At 72.2% G+C, this 12,178-nt stretch carries 10 protein-coding genes; 7 read left to right on the top strand and 3 right to left on the bottom strand.

Features of this window, described 5'->3' with window-relative positions:
• The first annotated feature begins 4 nt into the window (after nucleotides 1-4).
• From OG522_RS11405 to OG522_RS11380, 6 genes are all read left to right on the top strand, one after another.
• Nucleotides 5-1,042, top strand: coding sequence for an agmatine deiminase family protein (locus tag OG522_RS11405; RefSeq protein ID WP_329462845.1), 1,038 nt, complete (start codon nucleotides 5-7; stop codon nucleotides 1,040-1,042).
• A gap of 107 nt (nucleotides 1,043-1,149) precedes the next feature.
• Complete coding sequence (locus OG522_RS11400; RefSeq protein WP_329467545.1) at nucleotides 1,150-1,707, top strand: TetR/AcrR family transcriptional regulator; 558 nt, start codon at nucleotides 1,150-1,152, stop codon at nucleotides 1,705-1,707.
• 61 nt (nucleotides 1,708-1,768) lie between these two features.
• A complete protein-coding gene (locus OG522_RS11395) occupies nucleotides 1,769-3,082 on the top strand; it encodes an MFS transporter (protein ID WP_329462844.1) in 1,314 nt (437 codons plus the stop codon).
• Between the two features lie 303 nt (nucleotides 3,083-3,385).
• The gene (cimA, locus tag OG522_RS11390; protein ID WP_329462843.1) at nucleotides 3,386-5,029 is read left to right on the top strand and encodes a citramalate synthase; all 1,644 of its coding nucleotides are present in this window, start codon (nucleotides 3,386-3,388) and stop codon (nucleotides 5,027-5,029) included.
• 104 nt (nucleotides 5,030-5,133) lie between these two features.
• Complete coding sequence (locus OG522_RS11385) at nucleotides 5,134-6,474, top strand: hypothetical protein (RefSeq protein ID WP_329462842.1); 1,341 nt, start codon at nucleotides 5,134-5,136, stop codon at nucleotides 6,472-6,474.
• Between the two features lie 85 nt (nucleotides 6,475-6,559).
• Nucleotides 6,560-7,465: a hypothetical protein gene (locus tag OG522_RS11380; protein WP_329462841.1), complete on the top strand. Its 906-nt coding sequence runs from the start codon at nucleotides 6,560-6,562 to the stop codon at nucleotides 7,463-7,465.
• 25 nt (nucleotides 7,466-7,490) lie between these two features.
• Here OG522_RS11380 and OG522_RS11375 read toward each other — a convergent pair whose 3' ends face one another.
• Nucleotides 7,491-8,093: a YceI family protein gene (locus OG522_RS11375; protein ID WP_329462840.1), complete on the bottom strand. Its 603-nt coding sequence runs from the start codon at nucleotides 8,091-8,093 to the stop codon at nucleotides 7,491-7,493.
• 142 nt (nucleotides 8,094-8,235) lie between these two features.
• Nucleotides 8,236-9,567 carry a helix-turn-helix domain-containing protein gene (locus OG522_RS11370; RefSeq protein ID WP_329462839.1) on the bottom strand — a complete coding sequence of 444 codons (1,332 nt, stop codon included), beginning with the start codon at nucleotides 9,565-9,567 and terminating at the stop codon, nucleotides 8,236-8,238.
• A gap of 124 nt (nucleotides 9,568-9,691) precedes the next feature.
• Between OG522_RS11370 and OG522_RS11365 the strand changes: the two genes are divergently transcribed.
• A complete protein-coding gene (locus OG522_RS11365) occupies nucleotides 9,692-11,050 on the top strand; it encodes a M64 family metallopeptidase (RefSeq protein WP_329467544.1) in 1,359 nt (452 codons plus the stop codon).
• 38 nt (nucleotides 11,051-11,088) lie between these two features.
• Here the strand turns inward: OG522_RS11365 and OG522_RS11360 are convergent, their stop codons facing one another.
• Entirely contained in the window at nucleotides 11,089-12,150 is a 1,062-nt protein-coding gene (locus tag OG522_RS11360; protein WP_329462838.1) for a substrate-binding domain-containing protein, read from the bottom strand.
• Between the last annotated feature and the right edge of the window lie 28 nt (nucleotides 12,151-12,178).

Here is a 12,178-nt window from a genome sequence, read left to right as displayed (position 1 = left end):
CCTGATGTCTGCTGCCGCCGACGGCTTCCGCATGCCCGCCGAGTGGACCCCGCACGAGCGGACCTGGATGGCGTGGCCGGGCCCCAACGTGACCTTCCCGAACGAGGCCGAACTCGCCGCGTCCCGCGCCGCCTGGGCCTCGGTCGCCCGCGCCGTACGCCGCTTCGAGCCGGTCACCGTGATCGCGGGCCCCGGCCGGCGGGCCGAGGCGCGGGCCCTGCTCGGCGACGACATCGAGGTGGTGGAACGCGAGCTCGACGACGCCTGGATGCGGGACATCGGCCCCACCTTCCTCACCGACGCCAAGGGCCAACTGGCCGCCGTGGACTGGACGTTCAACGGCTGGGGCGCCCAGGACTGGGCGACCTGGGAGCACGACGCGAAGATCGGCGCCCACGTCTCGGACCTGGCCGGCGCGCGCACGTACACCTCGCGCCTGGTGAACGAGGGCGGCGCCATCCACGTCGACGGCGAGGGCACGGTGCTGCTCACCGAGACCGTCCAGCTCGGCCCCGAGCGCAACCCCGGCTGGAGCCGCGCGGAGGTCGAGGCGGAGATCCACGCCATGCTCGGCACCCGCAAGGCGATCTGGCTGCCGCGCGGCCTGACCGCCGACTACCCTCCGCACGGCTACGGCACCCTGGGGCACGTGGACATCGTGGCCGCCTTCGCCCGCCCCGGCGTCGTGGTCGCCCACACCCAGCCCGACCCGGCCCACCCCGACCACGAGCTGTGCAAGGAGAACGTGGCGCTGCTGCGCTCCCAGACCGACGCGCGCGGCCGCACCCTCGAAGTGGTCGAGGTCCCCGCGCCGACCGTCGTGACGGACGAGCACGGCTGGGTGGACTACTCCTACATCAACCACTACCTCTGCAACGGCGGCGTGGTGCTGTGCGCCTTCGACGACCCGCGCGACGAGATCGCGGCGGGCATCTTCCGCCGGCTGTTCCCCGAGCGGACGGTGACCCTGGTCGACGCCCGGACGATCTTCGCGGGCGGCGGCGGCATCCACTGCATCACCCAGCAGCAGCCCAAGGTCTGACCCCGCGACCCGGTGGAGCGCGCATCGGGTAGAACATACGGGTGACCAGTCCCGCCCCCCGCCGCCGCAACACCGCCCCGCCCCGCGAGGAGGTCCTCGCCGCCGCCATGGCCACCATCGCCGAGCGGGGCCTTGACGGGCTCACCATGGCGGGGCTCGGCCGGGAGGTCGGCATGTCCAGCGGCCACCTCCTCTACTACTTCCACTCCAAGGACGAGCTGCTGCTCCAGACCCTGGAGTGGAGCGAGGGGCGGCTCGGCGCCGAACGGCGCGCACTGCTCTCGCGGCCGGGCCCGGTGCGCGAACGCCTCGACGCGTACGTCGACCTGTACGTGCCCGACGGCCCCCGCGATCCGCACTGGATCCTGTGGCTGGAGGTCTGGAACCGCTCGCAGAACGCCGACGGCACTGCCCGCGCCCGGCAGGCCGCCATCGAGGGCGCCTGGCACCGCGACCTGGTCGCGATAGTCGCCGAGGGCGTCTCGCGCGGCGAGTTCCGCCCGGTGGACGCCGACCGCTTCGCGGCCCGGCTGCGCGCCCTGCTCGACGGGTTCAGCGTGCACGTCGCGGTCGGCATCCCCGGCACCGGACGGCCCCAAGTCCTCGGTCACGTAAGGGAGTTCGTGGACGAGTCACTGATGCGGGAACGCAACGCACGTAAGTAGGCCCGATCGTTGCGGCCGCACGCCTTGTCGCTCACGCCCGGCTGCGCCACCGTGATCGTCCATGGGACGAGAGCACTGGAAGAAGATCTGGGTCGGTTCGGCCGGCAACATGGTCGAGTGGTTCGACTGGTTCGTGTACGCCACGTTCGCGGTGTACTTCGCGGACGCGTTCTTCCCGAAGGGCAACGAGACCGCCAACCTCATGAACACCATGGGGATCTTCGCGGTCGGCTTCTTCATGCGGCCGGTCGGCGGCTGGCTGCTCGGCCGGATCGGCGACCGCAGGGGCCGCAAGGCCGCCCTCACGCTGACCGTCACCCTCATGTCGGCCTCCGCGATCCTGATCGCGATCGCCCCGACCTACGCGGTCGCCGGCTACGGGGGAGTGGCGGTGCTCCTGGTCGCCCGGCTCCTCCAGGGCCTCTCCGTCGGCGGCGAGTACGCGGCGAGCGCTACCTACCTCACCGAAGCCTCCGACCCCAACAAGCGCGGCTTCGCCTCCAGCTTCCAGTACGTGTCGATGACCGCCGGCCAGCTCGTCGGGCTCGGCCTCCAGATCGTCATGCAGCGCAACCTCTCGGACGCGGCGCTGCACAGCTGGGGCTGGCGCATCCCCTTCATCGTGGGCGCGCTCGGCGCGGCCGTCGTCTTCTACCTGCGGCGCTCCATGCTGGAGACCGAGGTGTACGAGGAGTCGGGAGCCGCCCGGGACGAGGACCGGGGCACCCTCAAGGCGCTGTGGCGGCACAAGCGCGAGGCGCTCCTGGTCATGGCGCTCACCATGGGAGGCACGGTCGCCTACTACACGTACACGACGTACCTGACGAAGTTCCTCTCCAAGAGCGCGGGCATGGACAAGTCGACCGCCTCGCTCGTCAGCTTCTGCGCGCTGTTCGTCTTCATGTGCCTCCAGCCGCTGGCGGGGGCGCTCTCCGACCGGATCGGGCGCCGCCCGCTCCTGATCACCTTCGCCATCGGCTCCACCTTCCTGACCGTGCCGATCATGACCATGCTCAAGCACGCGGGCACCTTCTGGCCGGCCTTCGGCCTGGCCCTGCTGGCGCTGGTCGTGGTCACCGGATACACCTCGATCAACGCCTGTGTGAAGGCCGAGCTCTTCCCGACCGGCATCCGCGCCCTCGGCGTGGCCCTGCCGTACGCCATCGCGAACGCGCTGTTCGGCGGGACGGCCGAGTACGTGGCGCTCTGGTTCAAGAAGGCGGGCATCGAGTCCGGCTTCTACTGGTACGTCGCCGGGTGCGCGGCGGTGTCCCTGGTCGTCTACCTCAGCATGCGCGAGACGCGTGACATCGACCTCAACCGGGTCACGGACGAACCCCGGCGAGTGGAAGCGGAACCGGTCCCTTCGCAATAGCGCAGGTCGTGGCGCCCGGATGGTGAGACCCAGCAGCCGGGCCCCGCACCCGTGTGGCAAACTGCGAGCGTGCTCGCTTTCACCATGATTATGGACAGCAGCGCGCCGGTCCGCAGTGATCGCTGAACCGTGGAACCACCCGCGGCAGCAGCCATCGTGCCCCAGACCCGCGCGCAGACCTCTCGCACCCGCGAGGGGTCTTTTCGTTTACCGGCCCCACCACGGCCGGGGCGAGCAGCGCGGCGGCGGGGGCAAGTGGAGCCATGAGTTCGGAGCCACTCACCCGACAGGAGTCAGATCAGCATGACGACCAACGAGGCGAACAAAGCCGCCGAGGAGAGTCTTCCCGCCGGCCTTCGTGTCGACGACAGCTTCCATGTCTTCGACACGACGCTGCGTGATGGTGCGCAGCGTGAGGGGATCAACCTCACGGTGGCGGACAAGCTGACGATCGCCCGGCACCTGGACGAGTTCGGGGTGGGTTTCATCGAGGGCGGCTGGCCGGGCGCCAACCCCCGTGACACGGAGTTCTTCGCACGGGCGCGCCAGGAGATCACCTTCCGCAACGCGCAGCTCGTCGCGTTCGGCGCGACCCGCCGCGCGGGCGGCAGGGCCGCCGAGGACCCGCAGGTGCGCGCGCTCCTGGAGTCCGGTGCCCCGGTGATCACCCTGGTCGCCAAGTCGCACGACCGGCACGTCGAACTGGCCCTGCGCACCACCCTTGAGGAGAACCTGGAGATGGTGCGGGACACCGTCTCGTATCTGCGCGAGCAGGGCCGCCGGGTCTTCCTGGACTGCGAGCACTTCTTCGACGGGTACAAGGCGAACCCCGAGTACGCCAAGGCCGTCGTGCGGGCCGCCGCCGAGTCCGGCGCCGACGTGGTCATCCTGTGCGACACCAACGGCGGGATGCTGCCCGCCCAGATCCACGCCGTCGTCGCCACCGTCCTCGCCGACACCGGCGCCCGGCTCGGCATCCACGCCCAGGACGACACCGGTTGCGCGGTCGCCAACACCCTGGCCGCCGTCGACGCGGGCGCCACCCACGTCCAGTGCACCGCCAACGGATACGGCGAGCGGGTCGGCAACGCCAACCTGTTCCCGGTCGTCGCGGCTCTGGAGCTGAAGTACGGCAGGCGGGTGCTGCCCCAGGGCGCGCTCACCGAGATGACCCGCATCTCGCACGCCATCGCCGAGGTGGTCAACCTCACCCCCTCCACGCACCAGCCGTACGTGGGCGTCTCCGCCTTCGCCCACAAGGCCGGCCTGCACGCCTCCGCGATCAAGGTCGACCCCGACCTGTACCAGCACATCGACCCCGGCCTGGTCGGCAACCGCATCCGGATGCTGGTGTCCGACATGGCGGGCCGCGCCTCCATCGAGCTCAAGGGCAAGGAACTCGGCGTCGACCTCGGCGACGACCGCGCCACCGTCGCCCGCGTCGTGGAGCGGGTCAAGCAACGCGAACTGGCGGGCTACACCTACGAGGCGGCCGACGCCTCCTTCGAACTCCTGCTGCGCGACGAGGTCGAGGGCGGGCCCCGCGACTACTTCCGCATCGAGTCCTACCAGGCGATCATCGAGACCCTCAAGGACGGTACGCACGCCAACGGCGCCACCGTGAAGTTCTGGGTCGGCGACGAGCGGATCATCGTCACCGCCGAGGGCAACGGACCGGTCAACGCGATGGACTCCGCGCTGCTCCAGGGCCTGGAGCGGTTCTACCCGCAGGTCTCCAAGTTCGAGCTGGTCGACTACAAGGTGCGCACCCTGGAGGGCAACCACGGCACCGCCTCCACCACCCGCGTCCTGATCACCACCACGGACGGCACCGCCGAGTGGACGACCGTCGGAGCGGGCCCCAACGTCATCGCCGCCTCCTGGGAAGCGCTCCAGGACGCGTACACCTACGGTCTGCTGCGCGCCGGGACCCGGCCGGCCCGCTGAGCGCCCCGGCGGCGCGGGGGAACCGTCCAGGGTGGAGCGGGCCGTGCCCCTCCTGCTCCATCCTGTATGTCCGTTTCCCAGTGGCCTCGGGTAGCGTCGGGCCCATGAGGCTCAGGGTTTTCTCCGCACTCTCCGCCGCCGCGCTCGCCGCGCTGGCCACGGCGGGTCCCGCGATGGCGGCCACCGGCGCGTCCGACGTGGCCGACCAGCTCAAGAAGAGCCCGGTCTACGTGGACCCCGGGGCCGCGAACCAGCTCAGCGCGGCCCAGGCGGACGCGCTCGCGAAGAAGATCAAGGACGCGGACAAGCCGCTCTTCGTGGCCGTGCTGCCCAACAGCGCCGCCTTCCCCAAGAGCACGATCCTCCAGAACCTGCGCACCGACACCGGTGTCACCGGCTTGTACGCGATCCGGCTCGGCGACGCGTTCACCTCCGGCGCCGACCGCAAGGTCATGTCGAAACAGGCCGTCCAGAACCTGAACAGCGCGGTCCGCGCGCCCGGCACCAACACCGACGCCGCGACCCAGCTCAACGCCTTCGTCGACAAGGCGCTCCCGCAGATGAAGGGCCACGCCCCCGCCTCGTGGGGCGGCGGCTCCGGTTCCGGCGGCTCGGTGAACACCGGCGCGCTCGTCGGGGTGGGCGCGGTGGTCGTGGCGGGCGGCGCGGGCGCGTACGCGCTGGTCCGGCGCAACCGCAGGAAGAAGGCCGAGGAGGAGCGGGCCGCGCTCCAGCGCCTCCAGGTCGTCGTCGACGAGGACATCACCGCGTTCGGCGAGGAGCTCGACCGGCTCGACTTCCACCCGGCCGAGGCCGGCGCCGACGACGCGATGCGCGCCGACTACGAGCGCGCCCTCGACTCGTACGAGACCGCGAAGTCCCTGATGGCCAAGGCCGAGCGGCCCGCAGACGTGACGGGCGTGACCCAGGCCTTGGAGGACGGCCGGTTCTCGCTGGCCACCCTCGCCGCCCGCCGCGAGCACAGAGAGCTGCCCGAGCGCCGCGCCCCCTGCTTCTTCGACCCGCGCCACGGCCCCTCCGTCGAGGACGCGACGTGGACCCCGGCCGGCGGCGCCCCGCGCCAGGTGCCGGTCTGCCAGGCGGACGCGACCCGGCTGCGCGACGGCCAGGACCCGATGGTCCGCGAGGTCGACACCGACCAGGGCCGTCGCCCCTACTACGACGCGGGCCCCGCCTACGGCCCCTGGGCGGGCGGCTACTTCGGCGGCGGCATGCTGCCCGGCCTCCTGATGGGCACCATGCTCGGCTCGATGCTGTCGAGCCCGGCGTACGCGTCCGACTACGGCGCCGGTTCCTATGACGCGGGCTCCGGTTTCGACGGCGGCGACGTGTCGGGCTCCGACTTCAACCCCTCCGACTTCGGCGGTGGCTGGGGCGACGGGGGCGGCGGCGACGGGGGCGGTTTCGGCGGCGGCGACTGGTGACCGGGACAGGCCTTGCGGCCCGCTGTTGACCTGCGCCGTTCCAGCGGGTGATAGTTGCGAACCGGACATCCAGGGTTGGGGATACATGCAAGCCGGGCACGACGACGTCATATCGGTCTGCGCCGACGCGGAGGCGCTGCTGCGGGCTGGCCGCAACAGCGAGGCGCGCAAGGCCGCGCGGGCCGCGCTGTACACCGACGGTCCCGATCCCCGGCTCTACGCCCTGCTCGGCCGCGCGCACGCCGCCGAGGCCGACGAGCAGCACACCGACCGGGCCGAGGCCATCCTCAGCGAGGGCCTCGCCGTATTCCCGGACGATCCCGGCCTGCTCGCCGCGTACGCGAAGCTGCGCGCGGCACACCCTCGGACTCCCGAACCGGCCGAGCAGTCAAGGGAGTTGACCCCCGAGGACCCGAGCGCGGCGGACCCCGAGCAGGCCGGCGAGGGCATCCCTCGCGGCGACCGGGGGGCCGGGGCGACCTCGCCCGGACGTCAACAGCGGCACGACGCCCGCCTGGTCCTCGCCGTCATCGGCCATCCGATGGGCGCGGCTCAGCAGGCAGCGGGCCAGGCGCGGGCGCGGCCCACCGACGACCGGATCGCCGTTCTCGCCGAGTCCCTGACCGCGCTGGCCCGCCCCGGCCGGGCGCCGCTGCGGCTGCTGGTGCGAGCCCCGCTGGCCGCCGGGATCGGCTGCTGGGCCTGGTTCGCGGCCTGGCTGCTGGGCGTTGCGGCGCTGCACCTGCCGACCTGGGCCGCGCTCGCCGCGCTGCCCGGCCCGGCGCTCTTCCCGTTGCTCCACGGGGTGCTGCGTGGCGCCCGCCGCCGGGCCGGCGACCGCGTACCGGCGGCTCCCGCGGCGGCCCCGGCGCCCGGTGGGTTCCCCGCACTGCCCCCGGTCCCGCCGTACACACGCCGCGAGAAGACGGCCGCCGCCGTGGTCCTCGTCATGGTCGCCGTCGCCCTCGCGGTCTTCGCGCTGGGGGCTTGAGGCAGCCGCCGTCCCGAGACCGCTGTCACGCCGCCTTGATGGCGGAGATGTCGAAGGTCAGCTTCACCTTGTCGCTGACCACGACGCCGCCGGTCTCCAGGGCCGCGTTCCAGGTCAGGCCCCAGTCGGAGCGCAGGATCTCGGCGCTGCCCTCGAAGCCGATGCGCTGGTTGCCGTAGGGGTCGGTGGCCGTGCCGTTGAACTCCAGGTCGATGGCGAGCGGCCGGGTCACGCCCTTGATCGTCAGGTCGCCGACCATGCGGTACTTGTCGCCGCCGAGCTCCTGGGCCTCGGTCGAGCGGAAGCTCATCAGGGGGAACTGCTCGGCGTCGAAGAAGTCGGCGCCGCGCAGGTGGTCGTCGCGGTCCGCGATGCCCGTGTCGACGCTTGCGATCCGCACGTCGATGGAGGCGGCGGAGGCGGCCGGGTTCGCGCCGTCCAGAGTGAGGGTGCCCTCGTGATCGGCGAAGGAGCCGCGCACGTTGGTGACCATGGCGTGCCGCACGGTGAAGCCGATGCTGCTGTGCGACGGGTCGATGGTGTACGTGCCGCTCAGCGCGGCCAGCGCCGGGTCGACCTCGATGGTGGAGGTGGCGGTGCTGCTGTTCTTGCGGCCGAAGAGACCCATGACTGCTCCTTGGGGACGCGCTGCGGTCTTGCGCCGAAGCGGTTGAAGGTTCAACGAGATTGAGCGTAGACCCATTCCGTTCGGTTTTCAACAACTTCGCTTCGGGGAGATTTGTTCCAGGGGGCGGTGAGGCCGGGCGCCCCTAGACGCGCGGCGGCATGGGGGCGGGCCCCAGAGTCGTCGTGCCCGGGGCGGCGCGGTGGCCGAGGCCCGTGCGGTAGGCGTCCAGGGCCGCTTCGACGCGCCCGGTGCGGCGCAGCAGGTCGCCGAGCAGTCGGCACAGGTCCGCGACGTCCCCGCTCGCCCCGCTGCGTTCGAGCAGCCCGAGCGCGGTGACGTAGTGCTCCTCCGCCTGTTCCGGCTCGCCGCGCTCCTCGAAGATCAGCCCGAGCAGCCGGTGCGCCCCGCCCGCGTGGACCGCGCCGTGCTGATCGCCGAGCTCGGTGAGCGGGGTGAGCAGCGCCATCGCCTGCGCGTGCTGCCCCCGGCGGCGCAGCACGTCCGCCAGCTCCACCTCGACCTGCGCGGTGAACAGCGCGGCCCGCTTGGCGGCGAGCATGTCACGCGCCGTACGCAACTCCCGCTCGGCGGCGTCGAGTTCGCCTTCCTGGGCGTACACGTAGCCGCGCATCCAGTGGCAGTGCGCGAGGTCGGTGCGCAGGCGCAGCTGGCGGTAGATCGACTGGGCCTTGGCCAGCGAGGCGTCCGCGTCGGCCGTGCGCCCCTCGGCGAGGAAGGTCCGTGCCACCTGCCGGTGCATCCCGGCGACCAGCGCCGGGTCCGAGACCTGCGAGGCCAGCGCGAGGGCCAGCTCGGCCGCGCGCGCGGCGCGGGCCAGGGCGCCCATGTCCAGGTAGGGGCCGATGACCGCGGCGTACAGGAGGACGAGCGCCTCCGGGTCGGCGAGCCCGCTGATACCGAGCTCGTCGATGGTCGACTCCAGGAGGTAGCAGGCGTAGCGCAGCTCGCCCGCCAGGATGTGCGCGACCGCCCGGCCCCGGATCGCGCGAGCCCGGCGGGGCAGCGGCTCGGCCGCCAGGATCTCCTCGCACGCCTCGAAGTGCCGTATGGCGTCGGTGAGTTCGCCGGTCTCCAGGGCGCAGTCCCCGAGGCCGAGCAGCGCCTCGGCCCGCTCCTCGTCGAATCCGTGGAGCTCCGCCTCGGTGAGCAGGTGCCGGTAGCGGACGGCCGCCTCGTCGGCCTCGCCGGTGGCCAGCGCGCGCTGGGCGTCGGTCAGGCCGAGCCGGAGTTCGGTGGCCAGCGCGGCCGGGCGGCCGGTGGTCAGCTCCTCGTACGTCGTGCCGAGCCGCCCCGCGAGATGGCGCAGCGCCGCCTCCGAGGGGCGGACCTTGCCGGACTCCAGGGTCGAGACGTAGGCGGGCGTATAGGCGGGTTCGGCCAACTGGCGCTGGGTCAGGCCCAGTTGGGCGCGCAGTCGCTGAACTCGGCGACCGATCACGGCAGGTTCATCCATGGCGTCCCCTTGGCCCCAAGGCATTGCGCACGCCCCGTGCGCCCCCTAATTTAAGCAGGCCGTTCAACGCGTTTACCAGAATGCTTAACTTCCGTTACACGAGGAGGACTTCGTGCGCCCACCCATGCGCCCAGGCCTGCGCAGAACCGTCGTGACCGCGGCGCTCGCCACCACCGCCGTCCTGGCCGCGCTCGCCGCCGGACCCGGCAGCGCGGCCGCCGCCGACCCGCAACCACCCCAGCCGCACCGGCAGGTCCAGGTCGAGATACCCGGTCCGGAGTCGGACACCGGGGAGACCCTCGCCGGCTCCGGCCACGCGCTCGTCCCGTCGAACGGGCAGGCAAAGCCCGCGCCGCACCTTTCGGCGCCCGCCGCGGTGGCCGCCGACGGCCAGGTCACCAAGATGATCGACCACGGCTCGACCGCCGACCGCCTGGACGTCGTCATCGTCGGCGACGGATACACGGCCGACCAGCTGGCGCAGTTCCACGCCGACGCCAAGGAGAAGTGGGGCGAGGTCACCGGCGTCGAGCCGTACACCACGTACCAGAACCTGTTCAACGTCTGGACGGTGGACGCGGTCTCCGCCCAGTCCGGCATCTCCGGCGACCCGGCCCAGGGCGATGTGAAGAACACCGCGCTCGGGGCGTACTTCTGGTGCGACGGCGTGGAGCGGCTGCTCTGTGTCGACCAGGACAAGGTCGACTCGTACGTGGCGAAGGCGCCCCAGGCCGATCTGGTCATCGTCCTCGCCAACAGCGCCAAGTACGGCGGCGCCGGATACAACGAGCCGTCCAAGACGCTCGGTTACGAGGGCATATCCACCGCGTCCGCGGGGAACGCCAAGTCCGGCCAGGTCGCCATCCACGAGACCGGCCACTCGCTGGGCAAGCTGGCCGACGAGTACGCCTACCCCGGCACTCCCGGCTACGAGCACTACTCGGGCCCCGAGGCGGCCCAGTCGAACATCTCGGTCCTGTCCGCCGACCAGATGACCGCGCAGCGCACCAAGTGGTACCGCTGGCTCGGCGAGACCTCGCCGGACGGGGGGACGGTCGGCGCCTACGAGGGCGGCGGCTACTACGTCACCGGTCTGAACCGGCCCACCGACGGCTCGATCATGCGGGTTCTGGGCAAGCCGTTCAATCTGCCGGGCGTGGAGGCGATGATCGCGGGCTTCTACCGCCATGCGTCAATCGCGACGCCGGTCACGTCCACGGACCGCACGCTGCGGTCGTACGACACCGCGAGGGTGACGGTGCCGCGCCTCGCGGGTGCCCGGCAGTTGACGGTCCGCTGGTATCTGGACGGCAGGGAGCTGAAGCGATTCGCGGGCCGTACGGCGGTGCCGGTGTGGGGGCTCGGCCTCGGCAGGGGTTCCCACGCGCTCACGGTCCGGGTCACCGACTCGACCCCCTCGGTCCGCGACCCCGAGATCGCGGCAGGTCTGCGGGGCGCCGTGGACTGGGAGGTCCGCCGCTGAGTTGAGGTTCGGGGGCGGAGCCCCTGAGGTTGTCCTGGTCAGCTGCTGGACGACCGTACCTTCAGCTCGGGCAGGATCGACAGGTGGTGCCGGGGCCGGGCGGGGTCGGCGAGGCGGGCGGCGAGGAGGTCGACCGCCGCCACGCCCACCGCCCGCTTCGGCGGCGCCACAGCGGTGAGCGGAATGTCGGCCAGCGCCGCCACCTCGTCGTCGTACGCCACGATCGCGAGGTCGCCCGGCACCGAGAGCCCCCGCGCCCGCAGCCGCGGCAGCACCACGATCGCGTCGTGGTCGTTGTGGACCAGGACCGCGTCGAGCAGCCCCGAGGCCACCGCCCCGGTGAACTCGTCCAGTTGGGTGTCCCGCCGGACCGGATCGGTCTCGGGCGCCGTGATCGTGAAGCGGAGTTCACCGGGCGCCGGGAGCGCCAGGGAGTCGAGCTCGCCGAGGTAGCCCTGAAGGACCAGCGCGCTGTGCGGGCTGTCCGCGCGAATGAGCAGCCCGATCCGCTCGCGGCCCGAGCGCGCGAGATGGCGAACCGCGAGACGGGCGCCGTGCACATGGTCGGTGACGACCCGCTCGGCGTCCGGCACGTCGTTGCCCGAACGACGCTCCACCAGGGCGAACGGTATGCCGAGCGCCGCCAGCCAGTCCTGGTCCCCGACCGGGCTGCACGGGGCGATGAGCAGCCCGTCGATGCCGTGCGCGAGCAGCTGGCGCACCTGCGCCCGCTCCTCGTCGGGGCGGTACTGCGAGATGCCGAGTACGAGCCGGATGCCCCGGGCCGCGGCGGCCTGCCTCGCGCCCTTGATGATCTCCGGGTAGTAGTAGTCGGCCGCGGGCACGACCAGGCCGAAGACCAGCCCCGGGCCGGGTCCGCCGGGCGGCGGGAACGCGGGGGCGGCCGGGGCTGACGCGGTCTTCGGCAGCAGCGCGCCGCCGTGCACCCGCGTCACCAGACCACGCTCGGCGAGCGCCTCCACGTCCCGGCGCACGGTCACCGCGGACACCTTCAACTCCTCGGCGAAGTCGGTCACGCGCAGCGAGCCGTGCTCCCGCAGCCGCCGCAGTATCGCCTGGTGCCTGTCCTCGGCGTGCACGTGATTGCGCCCCTCTGGTCGACCGTCG

Origin of the sequence: Streptomyces sp. NBC_01431, from assembly GCF_036231355.1 — a bacterium.
Classification (GTDB): Bacteria; Actinomycetota; Actinomycetes; order Streptomycetales; family Streptomycetaceae; genus Streptomyces.
Note: the sequence above shows the minus strand (reverse complement) of the source record. Positions and strands in the feature narration are given on the sequence as shown.